This is a genomic window from Lichenihabitans sp. Uapishka_5, assembly GCF_033947565.1.
Taxonomy (GTDB): domain Bacteria; phylum Pseudomonadota; class Alphaproteobacteria; order Rhizobiales; family Beijerinckiaceae; genus Lichenihabitans.
Map to the genome: position 1 here is coordinate 1 of NZ_JARPVX010000014.1, position 20,859 is coordinate 20,859.

Sequence of the window (20,859 nt, forward strand, 5' to 3'; positions counted from 1 at the left end):
TGAAGATGATCAAGAGGGCGATGTACGGCCGCGCGAAGCTCAACCTGCTCCGTGCTCGCGTGCTCACGGCATGACCCGCCTTGTCTGCACCAAAAGTGCGGAAGGACCAAACGCCGGGTCAACTCTCAGTGAAAATCAACAGCTTGAGCATCGCTAGATCGGCTTCCCTGCCAACAAAAACCATAGTACCCACTTTCCATAATCATGATTATCGGTGAAGTGAAGGGCATGGGTCGTTTAATGCCGATAGATCGTGTCTTCCAACCTAATTCAGCTGATGCAGGCTACCAGGATCGTCGGCCGAGCCGGGGTCACGGTGCCACGAAGGCAAGTCGACCAAGTGGTCATTGCTCAAGCCGCTGGTGGTATCCAGGGTCACGTAGCGGTCCCGTTGGACGGCCTTCTCGTCGTTCCGTTCGAGCCGGCGCGCCGACGAGGCGGGTGATTGCGCCATGTGGATGGAGGACGAGAGGAACAGCGCCATCGTGAAGCGTTTCGTGAAGATTGCGGATCGCGACCGGCTTCTCAAGCAGGAGCAGCGCGGAATATCCAAGTCTTTCGCCACAATCGCCGATCCACGAAAGGCTTCCCCGGATCCGAGCATCGTGGATGATCTAGGCATGCACGGCGACGAAGTCAGCCTGATGTCCCTCGAGCGCAGGGCGGCCGACCTGCCTCTGGCGTCAACATGCACGAGTTTGCCATAACACAAGACCGCACCTCCTGAGCTTACCCTATGATCGGCATGGCCCGTGATTGACGCTGATCCACCGCATTCACCAAGGCCGGTGATCTATCGCCAAGTGAGCAGACGCGGCACACTGCTCACGCCCGCGCCGGAGGGGGGCATCGTTGTGTGGCATTGGACCTGTGACCCTGAATGGCGAGGTCGCAAACGCCGTTGGAGCCACGTTCTTCTCAGGCGGAACTGGAAGTCGTGGCGATTGCTCTTTCGCTGACGAGCGCCGCTCTTCCCTCAAGGCTTGCGTCACTTGGGCGACGGCGGGAAACTCGCGACCTCGGCCCATGCGCCGTCGACCTTAGTCTTGAGGTGCCGCACGCCGTCGGGGCTCGCGAGCACGATGGCTCCTCACAGGGTAGGGTCGCTGTGAAGGGCATCCACGCCGGCGGCATGGGTCTCGCGGATGGCGTCGCGACCCATGTTGCGGATCCCGGCGGCGTTCTCGTACGCAGGGCGGAAGATCGTGGGTTCGACGACGGCGTCGACCAAGGTTCGAGAGATCATCAGAAGGCAGCGCTGTTCCTGGCGCCGCATGATACGGCTGCCGAACGATCGCCCGAACCAGCCGACGCTCCCGAAGCTGCCTGAACACCTTGGCGATCTCAGCCATCTTGGGACTGGGCATCCGCCGCGGATGATCGAAACTGGCCTGGCCTATCTGGCAAATCCTTGATACCTGCATTCGGCCATGCGTCGATGTTGACCTCCGAGACAAGAGCGTTGGATGGTTTCTCGTCCGGCAGGCCAATGTAGCCCTTCGTGTTTGTGTCCAGGACCACCCCGAGTTGTTCCGGGCCAGGAGGGTCGCTCTGGATTGGGATCACCACCAAGTCACCCGCTCTGGCCACCTAGTCAGCCTCGACCCGTTAATCACCTTCCACGATAAGGATCACTCCAGAGAGGCATTCCCCTACCTCCAGCACCACCAACAGGCAAGCCGGTTGTTCCTTGACGTTGTCGACCCCTGCCTCGGCCTCGCGGAAGCGAAGGAAGTCATAGCGGAAGACAAGCCCTGGAGTAGGGTCAGGGATACGGGCCAATGTCCGAACCCTCGTCCTCGAATAGCTCAGCTAAACCGCCTGCGAGCTGCGGAACGACATCGGGGTATGCGTCCTCAAGTTCCTGGATGCGCGCCATGACGCTGTCCGGAAAGCATTCTGGCCCGGCAACGACCACTCCCCTGTTGGTCCCGACATAGTCCTCGATAGACATGATCACGAAGCGCGGCTTCTCGTAAATCGTGAGCAGGACGGGTGCCTTGGCAGCCTCCGTCTAGATCTCCGAAGCGGCACGCTGCATATCACGGGCGGTGAAGGTCAGCATCGTACGTTCCTTTACCAAACGTATGTATTATCAGTTGGTAGTCAAGAATTCGCTTTGAGGCCATCCTCCCTTCCGCAAGGTACTCGCGATGGCGGGATCTGATCGGCCTGCCAGTCCTTCGGTCCATGACCGCGTACTCGCCTCCTAGGAAACTAAGGATTTCCCCGAAGGCACAAGGGATTGCTCACCTGATCCAAGGACCTTGACGGTCTCGCCGAAGAATGGAACGCACCGGTCTACCAAAAGGCTTCGCCGCCTCGCATGGACGACGAGCCAGCATCGCGCGCGGCTCTTCTCTTTCTGTCAAGGGCTTGTCATGACACGAAATCCTTCGACGTCGGCACTTCTCAGGTGCAGGTGAGCGGAAGCGAAGAGCTGACGCAACTCTTGGGAAAGAGCAGCTCCCGCGAAACCCGGCTGGACGATCGTGATGGTGAAACGGGGCGGGTGGGGTCGCCTCAGCATGCGTTCGACATCGCCGAAAGTGCCCCTGATGAACCGCTCGGCTGCTCCCTGCCTACGATGCTCGATCCTGCACTTGATCCTCTCGCGTTCGCACCACCTGACCGACTTGATCGCTTGGCCAACGACTTCGTAGGCGTCCGCGACCCGGGCGCCCGCTGTACGTTCCTTGGTGCTCTTGCAATGGATCATGTCAACGAGAGTTTCCTCGCCGTTCTCGCGGATGCTGATGAAATCGGCGATCTCGCCGGCGCCGTGGTCGCAGAAGATCACGCCCCCGGGCTCGTGGCCGAGATGGTCCTGAACGAACTCGAAGATGGAGCGCTTGCCGCCGTGGGCCTGTCCCACTTCGGTGTTTATGCAAACGTTCAGCGCACGGAAATCGTGAGGTAGAATGCAAGCCGGATCGAAAGCCGCGTGATCCAGGTCATGCGGCTCAGTGTAGGCGTTTCCGACAAGGTGGCCCATCGCCACCGTGAGCATTATCGGCGGCCGGGCTTCGAGATGGTCGAGCAGCCCGCACGTGACGCCGCCGTGGCGTTCCATCTGCACGTCATGGCTTCCGTTCCGGAGGCGGAAGTAAGGTGCACCGCGGATGTCGAAGGTCAAATCAATGACAAGGCCATGCCCTTTGATCGTGATCGGGACCTCGTGCCCCGTGCAGCCATCGTGGTCGACCGCGATGTCGAAGTCGCTCAGGGGAACGGCCGTGAAACCATGAGTCCCAGGTATCATCACGGACCAAGGCTTGAGATAGACGTCCTTGTCCCAGTCAGCGAAGAACACCTTGGCCGGCAGTCGTTCGATCTCGGCCGCCATCGAGAGCAGGTCGAGACCTGAATTGGTGACCGCCTTGCGCGTGCTCGCCAGCTTGTCGGCCATCTCGTCCATCCACTCGATCAAGTCGAACAGTCGAGCCGAACTGTTCTGCCAGACCTTGGACGCGCTGCTCGCGCCGATAGTGATGTCGACGCCTTCCTTCGTGCCACGTCCGAAGAAGTGACCCCTCGTGTATTGTTGCCCGTGGCTGCGGTCGATCGTCCGCTCGACGGACCCTCCGGCCTTGATGGTGTATTGCTCGGCCGCGCTGTTCGACGTGCGGCTGCGCATGCCGATATTGAAGAACTTCGTGTTGTCGAGGTCGAGCAGCACTCGATCGAGGGTGCTTGTCGACAGGCCGCGCACCGCGTGTCCGGCGATGGCCTCTGCAAGCCGCTGGTAGGTCCCATCCTGCCTCTTGGAGGCGCAGACAAACAGGAAACCGTGTTCACGATTGTGATGGATGACGAACAGATGGTTGCGGAGATCCATAAGACGATCATCTTCCGACCATTTCACGCGAGCTTGCTCCCGTGTGATGAATACCGCTGTTACGAAGTCTTCGCTCACGGCGGTGTAAACGACGTTCATCGCCGCCGGAAACTTGATGGTCTCGTCGATACTGACCTGGTCGGACAGCCGCCAAACCTTCACGTGCATGTACGGCATTAGTCCGTAGAGCGACAACTCGTCGAGATCGGGTGGATTGTAGGCGTCCGTCGAGAACGATTCGAGGATCTCCCGAGCCCGCTCCTCCTTGAGCACTCGCGTGGCGCTCAGGTTCGGAACGATTTCATTCCAGGCCGCACCTTGGGCGTAAAGTTTCTCCGCCTCGACTTTTATGCTGGACGGAGCTGCGATGAACGTGGCCTGGCCCAGCCGGTCCCCGGCAGTGCGAGCGAACCTGCCGATGAATTGCAGGGTCACAGCCAGCGACTTGTGCGGGCTATGGATGGCAGCGATCTTGAGACTGGGCAAGTCAAACCCTTCGCCCAGCATGTTGACGCAGATGATGCCATCGAGATCGCCGGTTCGGAGCAAGGCAATAGCCCGTTTCACATGGGTGAGAGAATGCTCGCTGGTGATTAGTTGCAGCTTGAGGCCGGTCTCGCGTTCGTAGATGCCCAACAGGTCCTTGGCGCGGGCCTTGCTGTCCGTGCGCACCATCAGCCGGTGCAGGTAGCCGTCCGCCTGATCGCTCCGGAGTTGAAGCTCGGCGGCTCGAGCGATGGCGGCATCTTCCTCGGCGGGCGCGACCCCCTCGATGGGAACGTATCTGATCTGGCCGAAGACACCGTCGTCGTACGCTCGCTTGAGGTCGTACGTGAATACGAAGCGTCCCTTAATTTCCATCTCGTCACGGCGAAACGGAGTGGCCGAAAACAGCGCGCGGCGAGCGTCAGGGAAGCTCTTGAGGAGTTCGGTCCAGGTGTGGGCCGGGCTGTGATGGGCTTCGTCAACGAGGACGAGATCGAAGAAGTCCGGAGGCGGCAGGGCAACTCCATCCACGCTCGGGCTTGCGCTGTTCGGGGTCGCGATGATGACGTCGTTGAGCCGAAGCGCGTCCCAGTCCGCGATCTTGCCGTTCGCATTGAAGACTGTCGGCACGGCAAGATCGCCCGGAACGGCCCCCAGTCTCTTCAAGACGCCGAGAACTCGGAAGTCTTCGTAGATCTGCTCGCGGACAAGACGGCTTGGAGTGATGACCAGGGCTCGTCGTGCGCGAAGGAGGAAGGCGGCGGCTTGCAGGACCGCGGTTTTGCCGGAGCCTGTTGGCATGGTGACGATCGCGGGATCGTAGCGCTGGGAGAAGTGCGATCCCAGGGCGAATAGGGCGCCTCGTTGCGCATCTCGAAAGCCCGGAACCGGACCAGAAGGCAGAGGGTAGGTCAGGGCCGAGTAGTTGCTTTCGAAGTAGCTCATCTGAGCCTCGACTTTTTTCGCCGAGCGGGTTTGGCCGTGAGCGTCTTGGTCTTTCGTTTCGGTGATGACGACGATGGAGCAACCAGAGCTTTCGTCTGACTGGACACCTTGCTCGGATTAAGTGTCTTTGTTGAGCTCGACTGCTTGGCTGGCGACGCCTTTGCCGACGTCGACTTCGAAGGTTTTAGGATCGTCTGGCGCTGCCTGGGGCTACTAGCCCGCGTTATCGCTTTTTGAGAGGTCGCCTGGTCACCGGCCTTCGCCTCTGCGATGACCCTCCTCAGGCCGTTTACGATGTCCTCGAAAGCAGCATCGCGGTTCGCCCACCGGGTGACCTCCTTGCCGTCGACCGGCAGGCTCTTGTAATGGCCCATCCGCGTGTGTTTCCATTGACAGGGCCTAAGGATCGCAACCACGACGTGCATGGTACCGCGAGCGGCTCGGCGAAGTGCGTACTGGTATTCCGTCATGAAGCAGTATCGGGAGGCCAGGTAGTCCGGGCTGGCGAGCGCAATGAAGATCGTGGCGCCCTTGAGCTTTCGCATGATCTCGGCGTCGAGAGCTTTCCCAGGCGTAATGTCACCATCGTAGAAGACGCCAAGGCCGTCACGCTCAAGCGCGGCAAGGTGGGTTTTCAGCTTGACCCTAAAGGCTTCATCCTTGTGGGAATATGAAACGAAGAGCCTGACGGTCATGACCCCTCGCAACCGGTTCGTTGATCGACCTCCCCCACCCGATCAGACGGCGTACCTGCATCGTTGTGCTTACGACAACAGAGCGCCAGGATGCCCTGTTCTCGTTGGGTTCTACAATTGCGGACAAACCACCCTGTTTTGCGGACAAACTATGCTGCCCCTAACACGCAGCAGGCCGCCTCTCAGCTGCACCCCGTCGTCGAGCCGCAGGTGTCGCACTTCAGGCAGGTGCCGTTGCGCACCATGGTGAAGTTGGCGCATTCCGGGCAGGATTCGCCGACGTAGCCCTTCATCCGGGCCTCGGCCTTCTTGTCGGCCACGGCTTCCTTGGCGGCCGCAAAACCTTGCGGCTCGCTCCAGGCCAGGGCCGTCAGCTCTTCCGTGACGGCCTCGCGGGCCACCTCGCGGCTGACCTCCTGCTTCAGGGCGGTGGCGCCGTCGGTCGCAAAGGCCGGCGCCTTGCCGGCCTGGGTGCCGCGGGCGTCGTCCGACACGCCGCCACGTACCAGCATCAGCCGGTCGCCCTTCGAGCGCACCAGACCCTTGGACATGAACCCTGAGTCGGTTGCCCGCACTTCCATGCCACCGGTGCGGCCCTCGCCCTCGCCCTTGCCCATGGCGTCGAAGCCGAGGTCGGAGGGCGCCACATGGGCGAGATCGGTCCGGTCGAGATACGACACGGCGAGTTCGCGGAACACATAGTCGAGGATCGAGGTGGCGTTCTTGATGGCGTCGTTGCCCTGCACGGGGCCCGCCGGCTCGAAGCGCGTGAAGGTGAAGGCTTCCACATATTCCTCGAGCGGCACGCCATATTGCAGGCCGAGCGAGATCGCGATGGCGAAGTTGTTCATCAACGACCGGAAGGCGGCACCCTCCTTGTGCATGTCGAGGAAGATCTCGCCGAGGCGGCCGTCCTTGTACTCGCCCGTCTTCAGATAGATCTTGTGGCCGCCGACGCTGGCCTTCTGGGTGTAGCCCGCCCGCCGGTTCGGCAGCTTCTCACGCTCGCGCTGCCGCTCGACACGCTCGACGATGCGTTCGACGATCCGCTCGGCCACTTCCGTGGCGCGCGCCGGCAACGAGGCCGCGAGATGCGTCTCGATGGCATCCTCGGCATCGTCCTGGTCGTCGGCGATCAACTGGCTGTTCAGCGGCTGCGACAGCTTCGACCCGTCGCGGTAAAGCGCGTTGGCCTTCAGGCCGAGGCGCCAGGACGTCAGATAGGCGTCCTTGCAGGCCTCGACGCTGGCGTCGTTCGGCATGTTGATGGTCTTCGAGATGGCGCCCGAGATGAAGGGCTGCGCGGCCGCCATCATGCGGATGTGGCTGTCGACCGACAGGTAGCGCTTGCCGGTGCGACCGCACGGGTTGGCGCAATCGAAGACGTTGTAATGGGCGGCCTTCAGGTGCGGCGCGCCTTCGAGCGTCATCGCCCCGCAGCAGAACACGTTGGCGGCCTCGATATCGGCCCGCGAAAAGCCGAGGAAGGGCAGCAGCTCGAACTTCGGATCGTCGAGCTTCTCGGCCGGCACCTTCAGGGTGTTGACCAGGAAGTCGGCCCCGAGCGCCCATTTGTTGAAGGCGAACTTGATATCGAAGGCGCTGGCGAGGCTCTTCTCGAGCCCTTCAAGCTTGTCGTCGGTGAAGCCCTTGGCGCGCAGCGACGAGGTGTTGATGGCGGGGGCCTGCCTGAGGCTGCCGTGGCCGAGCGCATAAACCTCGATCTCGGCGATCTCCGACTCGCGATAGCCGAGCGCCCGCAGGGCTTCCGGCACGGCACGGTTGATGATCTTGAAATAGCCGCCGCCAGCGAGCTTCTTGAACTTCACCAGGGCGAAGTCGGGCTCAATGCCGGTGGTGTCGCAATCCATCACGAGGCCGATGGTGCCGGTGGGCGCCACCACGGTGGTTTGCGCGTTGCGATAGCCATGGGCTTCGCCGGCGCTGACCGCGAGGTCCCAGGCCGCGCGGGCCCGGGTGACGAGGAGCGGATCGGAGCAGGAGGCCGCGTCGAGCGGCACCGGGTTGACGGCCAGCTGCTCGTAGCCCTGCGCCTCGCCATAGGCGGCGCGGCGATGGTTGCGCATCACCCGCAGCATGGCGTCGGCGTTGGGAGCATAGCCCGGGAAGGCGCCGAGCTCGGACGCCATCTCGGCCGAAGTGGCGTAGCAGACGCCCGTCATCAGCGCCGAAAGCGCGCCGCAGATGGCCCGACCTTCGTCGGAATCGTAAGCGATGCCGGACGACATCAGCAGGCCGCCGATGTTGGCGTAGCCGAGGCCGAGCGTGCGGTAGCGAAAGGACAGCCGGGCGATCTCGTCCGACGGGAACTGCGCCATCAGCACCGAGACTTCGAGCACCACGGTCCACAACCGCACGGCATGCTCATAGGCCACCGTGTCGATGCGCTTGGTGGTCGGGTCCTTGAACTGCAGCAGGTTCAACGACGCGAGGTTGCAGGCCGTGTCGTCGAGGAACATATATTCCGAACACGGGTTCGAGGCGATGATCGGCCCCGACACCGGGCAGGTGTGCCAGTCGTTGATGGTGGTGTGGTATTGCAGGCCCGGATCGGCCGACGCCCAGGCCGCATAGCCGATCTTCTCCCACAGATCGCGGGCCTTGATGGTTTTTAGCGGCTTGCCGTCGAGGCGGCGCGTCAGCGACCAGTCGGCGTCCTGCTCCACGGCGCGCAGGAAATCATCGGTCACGCGCACCGAGTTGTTGGAGTTCTGGCCCGCCACCGTCAGGTAGGCTTCGGAATCCCAATCGGTGTCGAATTCCGGCAGGTCGAGCGTGGTGTGGCCGAGGCGGGCCAGGTGGATAACGCGCCCGATCATGTTGTCCGGCACGCTCAAAGCGCGCGCGGCCTTGATGGCTTTCTTCAGCGCCGGATTCTTCTCGGGCAGGAAGCAGTCGTCACCCGGGCCGTCGCAATTCACGCAAGCGCGCAGCACGGCGTTGAGGTGCTTCTTGTTGATCTTCGAGCCGGTGACGAGGGCCGCGACCTTCTGCTCTTCGCGCACCTTCCAATCGATATAGGCTTCGATGTCGGGATGGTCGGCGTCGACCACCACCATCTTGGCGGCGCGGCGCGTGGTGCCCCCCGACTTGATGGCGCCCGCGGCGCGGTCGCCGATCTTCAGGAACGACATCAGGCCCGACGAGCGGCCGCCGCCCGACAGCTTCTCGTTCTCGCCGCGCAGGCGGGAAAAGTTGGTGCCGGTGCCGGAGCCGTATTTGAATAACCGCGCTTCGCGGGTCCACAGGTCCATGATGCCGCCGGGGCCGACGAGGTCATCGGCCACCGACTGGATGAAGCAGGCATGCGGCTGCGGATGCTCGTAGGCCGAGGTCGAGCGCGTCAGCTCGCCGGTGCGGTAATCCACATAGGAATGCCCCTGCCCCGGGCCGTCGATACCATAGGCCCAATGCAGGCCGGTGTTGAACCATTGCGGCGAGTTCGGCGCCACCATCTGGCGGGCCAGCATGTGGCGCAATTCGTCATGGATGGCGTGGGCATCGTCTTCGGAGGTGAAATAGCCGCCCTTCCAGCCCCAATAGGTCCAGGTGCCGGCAAGACGGTCGAAGACCTGCTTGGCCGAGGTCTCGGAGCCGGTGCGCTCGCCCTCGGGCAGCGCCGCGAGCGCCGCCTCGTCGGGCACCGAGCGCCACAGGAAGGACGGAACGTCGTTTTCTTCCACCTTCTTCAGGCGGGCCGGCACGCCTGCCTTGCGGAAATATTTCTGGGCCAGCACGTCGGCCGCCACCTGGCTGAAGGCAGCCGGCACTTCGATCCCGTCGAGCGAGAACACGACGGATCCATCAGGATTGCGGATCTCGGATTTGGTCAGCCGGAAGTCGATGCCGGCATAGGCCGAGCCGGAGGTCTTGGTGTAGTGGCGAGTGATACGCATTACATCTGCCTTCGTCTTAAAAGACGCAAGTATCCGATATGAGCGCTTCTGGACCAGTTCGCACTATCGTAGACAAACCCTAAGCCTGTAGACAGACCTAAGGAAAGCAGCAAAGCTGCCTAGTCACGTTAGTACACGGCAAGAGCAATTGGCTTTAGCTCATACAACCGGAGTGGTGATTTGTCGAATCGGCTTGGTCGTCCACTCTGATGGGCGCCTCTCTAGACTCATCTCGATTCCAGGGAAAAATTTATAGACTCCCAGCCTGTGCCAAATCTGCACAACTACTGTTTCCTCAAATTATCTAAGTTTTAGGCACGTGCGCTCAGGTACCGCGTTGAAAGTCCGAGAGAGCGAAAATCTGAGTGTGACTGGATTCGTCATCCCGCTGTCAAACACCCCCGCGAGGGTGACCCGTTTCGTGTCCCCGTGAGTCGCCCATGGATTTCTTCCGCCGTTTCACCGTGCTCATGTGCGCGCCGAACTTCGATCCCGACGACCTCGAAGGTGTCCGGGTGCAGCAGATTATCGAGTCGGTGGGGAAACTCGGGTTCGAGGTGGTGCGGGCGCGGCGGGTCGATGACGCCGCCATCGCGGTGCAGACGGATGCGGCCATCGGCTGCATGGTGGTGGACTGGGGCAAGCGCGGTATCGACGGCAAGGCCGCGGCGCTGATCGACCTGATGCGCCGACGCGGCCTCGAGATGCCCATCGTCATCATGGTCCGGAGGAAGCGGCTCGAGGACATCCCGGTCGAGGTGTTGGACTTCATCGACGGCTACATCTTCCTGGCCGAGGAAACGCCCGACTTCATCGCCCGCAACCTCGTCAGCCGCCTCAAGCAATATGCCGAAACGCTGAAGACGCCCTTCTTCGGCAAGCTCGTCGACTATGCCGAGCAGGGCAACCAGCTGTGGACCTGCCCGGGCCACAACGGCGGCATCTTCTACAACCGCAGCCCCATCGGCCGCATCTTCGTCGAACACCTCGGCGAGGCGGTGTTCCGCGACGACCTCGACAATTCCGTGCTCGACCTCGGCGACCTGCTGACCCACGAGGGCCCGGCGCTCGCGGCCCAGAAGGAGGCCGCCACCATCTTCGGGGCCGAAAAGACCTATTTCGTGCTGAACGGCACCTCGGCCTCGAACAAGGTGGTGTTGTCGGCGCTGGTGGCCGACGGCGACCTCGTGCTGTTCGACCGCAACAACCACAAGGCGGCTGTGCATGGGGCGTTGGTGCTCGGCGCTGCCATCCCGGTGTTCCTCGAAACCGATCGCAATTGCTACGGCCTGATCGGGCCGATGTTTCCCGAGGCGCTCGACGAGGCGGCGATCCGCGAGAAGATCCGCACCAACCCGCTCGTCACGGACCCTGAGGCGTGGCGCCGCGAGCGGCCGTTCCGGGCCGCCGTGATCGAGCAATGCACCTACGACGGCACGATCCACAACGCCGAGCAGATCCTCGCCAAGATCGGCCACCTTTGCGACTATATCCTGTTCGACGAGGCCTGGGCGGGCTTCATGAAGTTCCATCCGCTCTACGCCGGCCGCTTCGCCATGGGCCTCGCCGATCTCGACGACACCTCGCCCGGCATCATCGCCACGCAATCGACCCACAAGCAGCTCGCAAGCTTCTCGCAGGCCTCGCAGATCCACACCAAGGACCGGCACATCAAAGGCCAGACGCGGCGGGTGGAGCACCGGCGCTTCAACGAAAGCTTCCTGATCCACGCCTCGACCTCGCCCTTCTATCCCCTGTTCGCCTCGCTCGACGTGGGCGCCCAGATGATGAAGGGCCGCTCGGGTGTCGTCCTTTGGGACGACACCATCAGGCTCGGCATCGAGCTGCGCAAGAAGCTCCGCGCCATCCGCCGCGAGTTCGAGGGCAGCGCCTATCCGGAGCGACGCTGGTTCTTCGACCCGTTCGTACCGGATGTCGCGACGCCGCCGAACGGTGGCGACCCGGTGCCCTGGGAAAGCATCCCGACCGACGACCTCGCGGCCAACCGCTGCTATTGGGATCTCGCCCCCGGCGCCGCCTGGCACGGCTTCACCCATCTGGAAGAAGGCTGGGCCATCACGGATCCGGCCAAGCTGACGATCCTGACGCCCGGCTTCGACCGGCGCACCGGCGCTTATGCGGAGCACGGCATCCCGGCCCCGGTGGTGGCGCAATACCTGCGCGAGAACGGGATCGTACCGGAAAAGAACGACCTCAACTCGCTGCTGTTCCTGCTGACGCCGGGTGTCGAGTCGTCGAAGGCCGGCACGCTCATCAGCGCGCTGGTGGCGTTCAAGAAGCTGCACGACGCCAATGCGCCGCTCGAGGAGGTGATGCCGGACTTTGTGCGGCGACGGCCGTGGCGCTACGCCGGGCTGCGGCTCCGCGATCTTTGCGCGGCCTTCCACGCCTTCCACCGCGAGGCCAACACGAGCCTGCTGCAGCAGGCGCAGTTCCAGCCCGCCCACCTGCCCGAGATGGTGATGACGCCACACGAGGCCAACCGGCAGCTCACCCGCAACAAGGTGGACTATCTGCCGATCTCGGAGATCGAGGGCCGCGTGGCCGCGACCCTGATGTTGGTCTACCCGCCCGGCATCGGCACCATCCTGCCGGGCGAGCGGATCGGCGACCGTTCGCAGCCGATGCTCGATTATCTCCGCATGTTCGAGCGTAGCTCGAATTTGTTCCCCGGCTTTGACCCCGAGGTCCAGGGCGTTTATCGCGAGCACGCCGGTGAGAACACGCTCCGGTTCCACACCTACGTGCTACGCGAGGGCCCATAGCGGTGATCCTGAACGGAGACGTCGTCATCCGCCCGTCGACCGAGGCGGATGTGACGGCCATGCTGGCCATCTACGAACACCACATCGCCAAGGGTGTCGGCGACCTCGGCGATTATCAGCCCGAGGCGCCCAACGCCGACGACCTGAAGCGCCGCCGCAAGGCCATGCGCAAGAAGCGGCTGCCACACCTGATCGCCGACTTCGAAGGCATCGTGGCCGGCTATGCCTATGCGGTGCCGTTCCGCAAGCGGCCGGCCTATCGCTACACGCTGAAGCACTCGATCTACGTGCACCAGGCCTTCCTGCATGCCGGCATCGGCCGCAAGCTGCTGCCGGCCCTGGTCGAGGCCTGCGCGGCCGGCGGCTACCGCCAACTGATCGGCTATATCGACGGCGCCAACGAAGCGTCCCTACGGCTGCACGAAGCCTGCGGATTCGCGGTGGTGGCCCGGTTGCCTTCGGTCGGCTACAAGTTCGGTCATTGGAGCGACAGCGTCATGGTGCAGCGGGCGCTCGGCGACGGCGATGCGACGCCGCCCAATGTCGCGACGGAGCCGAAGACCCACATCGTGCATGGCGACGACTGACGCTCTTCACCAGAGGCGGATCATCTGGAACCCGGTTGCGACATCGCCCGGATCGATGCCGATGGCGTTGGTGATGCGCAGGCCGCCGAAGAAGATGGCGCGGCCGAAGGCACCGACGAATAAGAACAGCCCCGTGATGACGATGCCGGAATGCAGCGCCATGCGGTCGCCCGTGTCGCGCCAGGACATGGGCAGCAGCGGGCGGATCACCCCGTAACCGTCGAGGCCGGGGATCGGCAGCATGTTGAGCACCACGGTGGTGGCCTGCAGGAAAGCCAGGATCGCGATGCCAGCGCCGATCGGGCTCGGCAGGTCGGCGGTCCAACGGTAAAGCACCAGCAGAACCAGCATGAAGACGAAGTTGGCCGCGGGGCCCGCAGCCGAGACGGCCGAGCGCCAGCCCTCCGAACGTAGCCGCGCCTGATCGACGAAGACGCTGCCGCCCGGGAATCCGATGCCGCCGAGCAGCGTGAACACCAGCGGCAGCACGATCGTCAGAACCGGATTGATGAAGCGCATCGGATCGAGCGTCAGATAGCCGGTATCGGCAATCGAATCATCGCCACCCCGATAGGCCACGACCGCATGGCCGAACTCATGCAGACACAGGCTCAGCACCCAGCCCGAAAACACGAACACCAAGGCGATGCCGGCACCGCCGATCAGGTTGCGGGCGATCACCAGGCCACTGACCGTGAACAGCGCCACGATCATCAGGAAGTTGAAGCTCGGCACCACGATGGCGCGCTTGGTGGTCCGGCGCGGGCCGGGGGGCCGCGAAGAATAGGTCATGCGCGCTCTCCACCGCGCAACGGTCCGAACGCGTCTGCGCAGGGCGGTTCTAAGATGCCGCAGCGTTTCACGCCAGCACCACGCCGGCGAGGCGGCCGACGACGAACCGATGCGAAGGCTGTAGGGTCGAGGCTCGTGGCCGTGCGCTGCCGCGAGAGGAGACAAGTCGGTGGTCGAATCGCAAATCGTGACGGTCGCGTCGCTCCTTGGCACCGTCGAGGCGATCTTCACACGGGCGGGCCTCGGGGCGGCGCAGGCCGGTCCCTTGGCCCGGGTCATCGTCGCGGGAGAGCGCGACGCCTGCAAGGCGCATGGCCTCTACCGGATCGAAGGCGTGCTGCGCACCGTCAAGGCCGGCAAGGTCGAGGCCCGGGCTGTCCCGGACCTGCTGCCGTCCGATGGGTCGGCGGTTGTGCGTGTTGAGGCGCGGCACGGCTTCACGGGCCCGGCTTTCGAACTCGGACTGCCGGTTCTGGTGGAGCGCACCCGGGCGCTCGGGGTGGCGGCGCTGGTGATCAACGACGGTGCGCATTTCTCAGCCCTTTGGCCGGAAATCGAGGCGCTGACGACCCATGGCCTCGCGGCCCTCGCGATGTGCCCGAGCTATGCTGCGGTGGCGCCTGCCGGCGGCAGCCAGCCGCTGCTCGGCACCAACCCCTTCGCCTTCGGCTGGCCGCGTCGCGGCCCCACCCCCTACGTGTTCGACTTTGCCACCTCGGTGGCGGCGCGGGGCGAGATCGAGTTGAAGCGCCGGGCCGGTGCGCCGCTGCCCGACGGCTGGGCCCTCGACGCCGCCGGGCACCCCACCACCGACCCGCAGGCGGCCCTCGACGGCGCCATGCTGACCTTCGGCGGCCACAAGGGCTCGGCGATCAGCACCATGATCGAATTGCTGGCCGGGGTGATGATCGGCGACCTGACAAGCGCGGAATCATTGCGCCAGCTCGGCACCACGAGCTTGTCGCCATCGCATGGCGAACTGATCCTGGCCTTCGCGCCGGAGCGGTTCGCAGCCGGACGCCCGGGCGACCCGTTAGCGCGAGCCGAAACGTTGTTCGACGCCATGCTGGGCCAGGGCGCCCGCCTGCCCTCGCAGCGTCGCTTCGAAGCGCGCGATCGCGCCCTGCGGGACGGCATCACCCTGACGGCGGCCGAAGCGGCCCAACTGCGCCGCTTCGCGGAGCACGGCCTCGACGCCGTGACGCTTTAGCGACACCACTCGGCCGCTGCGGGGCGCCGCAGAAGACGCCCCAAAACGTCAGGCGACGCTGCGCAGCTTCGGCGCTTCCTCGCCGCTCAGGCGCTTGTCCATCAGGTTGGCGTACCATTCGACGAACTGCATCACGCCGCCTTCGTGCTCGGGCGAATAGGGCCCGGGCTGGTAGGCGGGCGACAGGATACCCCGCTGGTTTTCCTCGACGATCTCGCGATCCTGGTCGTTGGTGGAGATCCAGACCTTGGTGAGCTCGTCGATCGAATAATCGACGCCCTCGACCGCGTCCTGGTGGACCAGCCACTTGGTGGTGACGGCCGTCTCGGTGGGGCTGATCGGCAGCACCCGGAAGGTGGTGGCCGAATCGCCCATCAGGTGGTTCCAGGTGGACGGATAATGGAACAACAGCATGGTGCCGATGCGCGGCTCGACCACCGTGTCGCACAACGGACGTGCCACGGCGCGCTGGCCCGACATGGTGTAGCTTTCGGCATCGCCGATCAGCGGCATGCGGGCGGTGCGGAACTGACCGTCGGGCGCCATCACGAAGGCGGACGGCAGGCCGGCGGCTTCGCAACGGGCCCAATGGGCCGAGATTTCAGGATCGTCGCCCCCGCCCGACACGCCGGTCGAGGCCGGCGCCTCCGGATAGGTGCGACACAGCTCGGGATGGTTCGAGGCGCAATGGTAGCACTCGCGGTTGTTCTCCCAGACGAGCTTCCAATTGCCGTTCTCGATGATGGTGCTCTCGAACGCGACCTTCACGTTCTCAAGCCCATGCGGCTTGGTGTAGGGCTCCGCCGTGGCCCGGAAGCGCGCGAAGTCCGGCGCTTCCTCGGCAATGCAGACGAACACATAGCCGCCGAAGCTCTCGCAATGCACCGGCTTCAGGCCGAACTGCGACTTGTCGAAGTCGTCACCCATATGACGGGCGCCAAACAGCGAGCCGTCGAGGTTGTAGACCCATTGGTGGTACGGGCACACCAGACGGCGCATCTTGCCGTGGTCGGTGGTGCAGACCCGCGACCCGCGATGGCGGCATGAATTGTGGAAGGCCCGGATGGCACCGTCGTTGCCCCGCACCACCACCACAGGGTAGTCGCCGATCTTCAGGGTGAAGAACTGACCGGGCGTCTTGATCTCGCAATCGTGCCCGGCGAACACCCAATCCTTGTAGAAGATGGTCTCGAGGTCCGCCTTGTAGAAGTCCGGGTCGGTGTAGAAGTCGCGTGGAAGGCTGAAGCCGTCGCGGCGGTTACGCAGTTGCGACAGCATGGCGCTGCGAACGGACATGGGAACCTCGATTGCGGGCACGCGCGGGTCCGGCGGCCGGGATGCGGTGCGGGGTGGTCTATGGGGTGATCTAGCCACGCGGATCGGCCCGGGTCTTGCCGGATTTCGACAAGGGCATGCCTGCGCCGGTCATCGAGGCCATGACATGACGGCCCGCATGACCGAACCTTCACCTGTTTTGCCTTGACGCCGCAGGGTGTTGCCCCTTGGTGAGGCCGAAACGGCAACGAGGCACGGCGTGACAGAAAACCCCGATCGGACGGCACGACGGGCGCTGCTGCTCATCAACACCCATGCGCGGCGCGGGGCCGATGCGGAGCCGCTGGTGCTGGCGGCGCTCGAGAAGGCCGGCATCGTGGTGGAGCGCGGCAGCTGCGACCGGCGGGACGATATCGCGGCGACCATCAGGGCCCGCGCCGACCATGTGGATTGCGTGGTGCTGGGCGGCGGCGACGGCACGCTGAACGCCGCCGCCCCGGCCCTGATCGAGACGGGGTTGCCGTTCGGTGTCATCCCGCTCGGCACCGCGAACGACCTCGCCAGGACGCTCGGCATCCCGCTCGACCCGACCGAGGCCGCGGCTGTCGTGGCCGAGGGTTGCGAGCGCCGCATCGACCTCGGCCTCGCCAACCAGCAGCCCTTCTTCAATGTGGCCAGCATCGGCTTCGGGGTCGACCTGACGCGCGCCCTGACGCGCGACGCCAAACGGCGGTGGGGGCCGCTTGGCTATGCGATCGCGGGCTTCAAGGTGTTGAGCCGCATGCGGCCCTTCCGGGTCCACATCGAACAGGGCGACCAACGCAGCATGTCGCGCACCATCCACCTCGCGATCGGCAATGGTCGTCACTACGGCGGCGGCATGACGGTGTCGGAGGATGCGGCGATCGATGATGGTCGGCTGAACGTCTACAGCCTCGAGGTTCGTAGCGCCTTGAAACTGTTGTTCCTGTTGCCGGCGATGCGGCGCGGCACGCACGGTCGCTGGAAGGAGGTGAGAACCTTCAGCTCCGCCGAGATCGTAGTGCGGACCCGCAAGCCGCGCTCGGTCAACACCGACGGCGAGATCACCACGCGCACGCCGGTGCACTTCCAGGTTCTGCGCCATGCCGTGCGGGTCTACGTACCACGGCAAGGCGTCGTCGCGGCGGGACGCGAGCCCGTCGCGTAAGCGGTGCGCGCGAGACGGGCCTGATCGCTAGAGGCTACTTCTTCTCGAGCAGCAGATGCCCTTGCTTCTGCAGCATGGCTTGCGCCTTTTCGGCGAATTTCGCGAGAAGCCACGGCAATTGCACCGAAAGCGTCACGTCGGTGTCGGACACGTCCATGGTGCCGGCCGCCGCCTGGCCCAGCACCGCGACCCGGAACGCCAGGTGATCCTCGGCCCAATCCTCCTGCTGGATAGCCACGACGGTGCCGTACTTTTCCCGCGCCCATTGCAGCCCGTCCTTGAGGCGACGGATTGCTTCGGGCCGGCCGAGTTGATGCGGCACCGATACAACCAGGGGCTTCGTCATTCCTGAAACTCCGCAAACGCGACACGTGTCGCACCCATATGGGGCCCCGGCCCATCGGCCGCACCCCCACAAGGCTGCCGAGATCGGGTCGAGCAACGATGCGCGAAGCGATGTCCCCGGACCTCGGCTTGACCGGATCTCTTCGGGGAGCCATGTGGGCCATCGTTTCCGGCCGCAGACCATCGACCCATGACGCATCCCTCGACGCCCGCTCCCCGGCCCGCATGACGGCCTTGTTGGAGGAGATCCGCGCGCTGATCGCCACCGACGGCCCGATCTCGGTCGAGCGCTACATGGCGCTGGCGCTCGGGCACCCCCGCCATGGCTATTACCGCACACGCGACCCGCTCGGCGCCGCGGGCGACTTCACCACGGCCCCCGAGATCAGCCAGATGTTCGGCGAATTGCTCGGCCTGTGGGCGGTCACGGTCTGGCAGGCGATGGGAAGCCCTGCCCCGGTTTGCCTGGTGGAACTCGGGCCGGGCCGCGGAACCCTGATGGCGGATGCCCTCCGGGCCGCCCGGGCGCTGCCGGCCTTTCGAACGGCGCTCGACCTCCACATGGTCGAAACGAGCCCCGTGCTGCGACAAGCCCAGCAGCAGGCGCTCGCCTCCGTCGAGGCCACCGCGACATGGCACGACGACATCGGCACGCTGCCGCCGGGCCCTGCCCTGATGCTGGCCAACGAGTTCTTCGATGCGCTGCCGATCCGCCAGTTCGTGCGCACCGACACCGGGGTGCACGAGCGTCTGGTGGGCCTCGGGGCAGACGGACGGCTGGCTTTCGGCTTGTCGCCCGATCCCCTGACCCGGCAGTCGCGGTGGCCTGTGCCGGCGCCGGGCGCCACGGGCGTGTTCGAGGTGTCGCTGGCCGGTGAGGCGATCGTCCGCTCGCTGGCGACGCGCCTCGTGGCGCAGGGCGGGGCCCTGCTGGCGATCGACTACGGCTCTGTGACGTCCGGCCCCGGCGACACGTTGCAGGCCGTGCGGCGGCATGGCTTCGTCGATCCCCTGGCGGAGCCGGGCGAAGCGGACATCACGGCCCATGTGGATTTCGCGGCCCTCGGTCGCGCCGCGGCGGACTGCGGCGCCCGCGTCCACGGCCCGGTGACGCAGGGCGCCCTGCTGCTTGGCCTCGGGCTCGCCGAGCGGACGGCGGCGCTGAGCCGCGCCCGCGATCCCGCCCAGGCGGCCACGCTTTCGGCTGCAGCGGAGCGGCTCGCCGGCCCCGAGCCCGGCATGGGTCACCTGTTCAAAGCCATCGCGGTCACCGGACCCGACCTCACGGCGGTGCCCGGCTTCACTCCCGAGGACATGCCATGACGCTACCGGTGATCCGCACCGCCCTGCTGAACTATCCGCGCCTGTCGCACGCCTTCTTCACCCGGCGCGGCGGCGTCTCGGACGGCCTTTATGCCAGCCTCAACGGCGGCGTGGGCTCGAAGGATCGCCCCGATGCCGTGGCCGATAACCGCCGCCTGATGGCTGAGGCGCTCGGGGTCGCGCCGTCGCACCTGTTGGTGCCCTACCAGATCCATTCCAACCGCGTGCTCACGGTGGAGGCGCCCTGGGCCACGGATGAACGGCCGCAAGGCGACGGCCTCGTGACCCGCATTCCCGGGCTCGCGCTCGGGGTCACGGGCGCGGACTGCGGCATGGTGTTGTTCGCCGATGCCCAGGCGGGCGTGATCGGCGCCTGCCATTCGGGGTGGAAGGGCGCGTTCGACGACGTCGCCGGTGCAACCGTAGCGGCCATGGTGGATCTCGGGGCCCGCCGCGACAGAGTCGTGGCCGTGCTGGGGCCGACCATCGCCCAGGCTTCCTACGAGGTCGGCCCGGACTTCGTGGCGCGTTTCCTCGAGCGCGACGCGAGCTTCGACCGCTTCTTCAAGCCGAGTGGCACTTCTGGCCACAGCTTGTTCGACCTGCCGGGCCTCATCGGCCACCGCTGTCGGGCTGCCGGCGTCGGGCTGTTCGAGGACATGCGGCTCGACACCTACCCGGACGAGAACCAGTTCTATTCCTATCGACGGACGACGCATCGCCGCGAGGCCGATTATGGCCGGCTGGTGAGTGCCATCGTGATCCGATGAGCCCCGAACGCCGGCTCGCAGCCGGCGCCGCGACGCTGCTGCTTTGCGGCCAGTACCTCGCGGCCGAGGCCATCACGGCGGCGGCCTGGCCGCGACCCTACAGCTACAGCCGCAACTACATCAGCGATCTCGGCGTTTCGCCGTGCTCCGCCACGGGCATCTGTTCGCCGCTGGCGGCGGTGATGAACGGTGGCTTCGTGCTGGCTGGCCTGCTGGCGCTGGTGTCGGCCTTTCTGCTGCGGTCGACGCTGCGGCCCAGGCTGCGGTGGGCGGTGCTGGCACTGACGACGGTGCATGCGGTCGGCTCGATCACCGTCGGGCTGGTGCACAGCGCCCCTGGCACGCTGGCCGGCACACCGCACCTGCATGTCATGGGCGCTTATGCGGCCATCCTGGGCGGCAACCTCGCCCTGATGGGTGCAGGCCTCAGTGTGCGGAGCGACCTTGCGGGGCCGGCCTTTCGTGGACTCAGCGTCGCTTGCGGTGCCTTCGGCCTGGGCTGCGGTTTGGCGCTGGTGCTCAGCCGCGGCTGGCCTCCGGGACTGCTGGAACGCGGCGCGGTCGACACCATCACGCTTTGGGAAATGGCCGCAGGTTTGGCTCTCCTAGGGCGGATCAAACGCCTGCCGACCTGACGCCGCTGATCGGCGAGACGCGCCCGGCGACCTCTGCCGAACGACAAGGCGCCGGAGCGCTAAGGC

At 65.0% G+C, this 20,859-nt stretch carries 16 protein-coding genes; 8 read left to right on the forward strand and 8 right to left on the reverse strand.

Annotated elements, in window-relative coordinates; translation table 11 throughout:
• Window positions 1-265: 265 nt before the first annotated feature.
• Window positions 266-484 (reverse strand): hypothetical protein, encoded by a 219-nt coding sequence (locus tag P7D22_RS08100; RefSeq protein WP_442916055.1) that lies wholly within the window; start codon window positions 482-484, stop codon window positions 266-268.
• Between the two features lies 1 nt (window position 485).
• Between P7D22_RS08100 and P7D22_RS08105 the strand changes: the two genes are divergently transcribed.
• Entirely contained in the window at window positions 486-707 is a 222-nt protein-coding gene (locus P7D22_RS08105; protein WP_319933795.1) for a hypothetical protein, read from the forward strand.
• A 383-nt stretch (window positions 708-1,090) separates the two neighbouring features.
• On the opposite strand, the gene P7D22_RS08110 is transcribed toward P7D22_RS08105, so the two are convergent.
• From P7D22_RS08110 to P7D22_RS08125, 4 genes are all read right to left on the reverse strand, one after another.
• The gene (locus P7D22_RS08110) at window positions 1,091-1,276 is read right to left on the reverse strand and encodes a hypothetical protein (protein WP_319933723.1); all 186 of its coding nucleotides are present in this window, start codon (window positions 1,274-1,276) and stop codon (window positions 1,091-1,093) included.
• A gap of 1,092 nt (window positions 1,277-2,368) precedes the next feature.
• Window positions 2,369-5,269: a DEAD/DEAH box helicase gene (locus tag P7D22_RS08115; RefSeq protein WP_319933724.1), complete on the reverse strand. Its 2,901-nt coding sequence runs from the start codon at window positions 5,267-5,269 to the stop codon at window positions 2,369-2,371.
• Window positions 5,266-5,964: a TIR domain-containing protein gene (locus P7D22_RS08120; RefSeq protein ID WP_319933725.1), complete on the reverse strand. Its 699-nt coding sequence runs from the start codon at window positions 5,962-5,964 to the stop codon at window positions 5,266-5,268. The genes P7D22_RS08115 and P7D22_RS08120 overlap by 4 nt, the downstream gene beginning before the upstream one ends.
• A 182-nt stretch (window positions 5,965-6,146) precedes the next feature.
• Entirely contained in the window at window positions 6,147-9,881 is a 3,735-nt protein-coding gene (locus tag P7D22_RS08125; RefSeq protein WP_319933726.1) for a vitamin B12-dependent ribonucleotide reductase, read from the reverse strand.
• A gap of 440 nt (window positions 9,882-10,321) precedes the next feature.
• On the opposite strand from P7D22_RS08125, the gene P7D22_RS08130 reads away from it, so the two are divergent.
• On the forward strand, window positions 10,322-12,667 hold the full coding sequence (locus tag P7D22_RS08130) for an Orn/Lys/Arg decarboxylase N-terminal domain-containing protein (RefSeq protein WP_319933727.1): 2,346 nt from the start codon (window positions 10,322-10,324) through the stop codon (window positions 12,665-12,667).
• A gap of 2 nt (window positions 12,668-12,669) precedes the next feature.
• The gene (locus tag P7D22_RS08135; protein WP_442916056.1) at window positions 12,670-13,254 is read left to right on the forward strand and encodes a GNAT family N-acetyltransferase; all 585 of its coding nucleotides are present in this window, start codon (window positions 12,670-12,672) and stop codon (window positions 13,252-13,254) included.
• A 6-nt stretch (window positions 13,255-13,260) separates the two neighbouring features.
• Here P7D22_RS08135 and P7D22_RS08140 read toward each other — a convergent pair whose 3' ends face one another.
• Window positions 13,261-14,046, reverse strand: coding sequence for a site-2 protease family protein (locus P7D22_RS08140; RefSeq protein ID WP_319933728.1), 786 nt, complete (start codon window positions 14,044-14,046; stop codon window positions 13,261-13,263).
• Between the two features lie 169 nt (window positions 14,047-14,215).
• Here P7D22_RS08140 and P7D22_RS08145 point away from each other — a divergent pair, with 169 nt between their 5' ends.
• Complete coding sequence (locus P7D22_RS08145; protein WP_319933729.1) at window positions 14,216-15,256, forward strand: Ldh family oxidoreductase; 1,041 nt, start codon at window positions 14,216-14,218, stop codon at window positions 15,254-15,256.
• Between the two features lie 48 nt (window positions 15,257-15,304).
• On the opposite strand, the gene P7D22_RS08150 is transcribed toward P7D22_RS08145, so the two are convergent.
• Window positions 15,305-16,552, reverse strand: coding sequence for an aromatic ring-hydroxylating oxygenase subunit alpha (locus P7D22_RS08150; protein ID WP_319933730.1), 1,248 nt, complete (start codon window positions 16,550-16,552; stop codon window positions 15,305-15,307).
• A 238-nt stretch (window positions 16,553-16,790) separates the two neighbouring features.
• Between P7D22_RS08150 and P7D22_RS08155 the strand changes: the two genes are divergently transcribed.
• Entirely contained in the window at window positions 16,791-17,720 is a 930-nt protein-coding gene (locus tag P7D22_RS08155; protein ID WP_319933731.1) for a lipid kinase, read from the forward strand.
• Window positions 17,721-17,754: 34 nt separating this feature from the next.
• Here P7D22_RS08155 and P7D22_RS08160 read toward each other — a convergent pair whose 3' ends face one another.
• Window positions 17,755-18,066, reverse strand: a complete 312-nt coding sequence (locus P7D22_RS08160; RefSeq protein ID WP_319933732.1) for a polyhydroxyalkanoic acid system family protein — start codon at window positions 18,064-18,066, stop codon at window positions 17,755-17,757.
• A 224-nt stretch (window positions 18,067-18,290) separates the two neighbouring features.
• Here P7D22_RS08160 and P7D22_RS08165 point away from each other — a divergent pair, with 224 nt between their 5' ends.
• Genes P7D22_RS08165 through P7D22_RS08175 form a run of 3 tightly spaced genes read left to right on the forward strand, consistent with a single transcriptional unit; the run spans window position 18,291 to window position 20,793 of the window.
• Window positions 18,291-19,388: a class I SAM-dependent methyltransferase gene (locus tag P7D22_RS08165; protein WP_319933793.1), complete on the forward strand. Its 1,098-nt coding sequence runs from the start codon at window positions 18,291-18,293 to the stop codon at window positions 19,386-19,388.
• A complete protein-coding gene (locus P7D22_RS08170; RefSeq protein WP_319933733.1) occupies window positions 19,385-20,158 on the forward strand; it encodes a polyphenol oxidase family protein in 774 nt (257 codons plus the stop codon). Before P7D22_RS08165 ends, P7D22_RS08170 begins: the two co-directional genes overlap by 4 nt.
• Window positions 20,155-20,793 carry a DUF998 domain-containing protein gene (locus P7D22_RS08175; RefSeq protein WP_319933734.1) on the forward strand — a complete coding sequence of 213 codons (639 nt, stop codon included), beginning with the start codon at window positions 20,155-20,157 and terminating at the stop codon, window positions 20,791-20,793. Before P7D22_RS08170 ends, P7D22_RS08175 begins: the two co-directional genes overlap by 4 nt.
• Window positions 20,794-20,859: the final 66 nt, after the last annotated feature.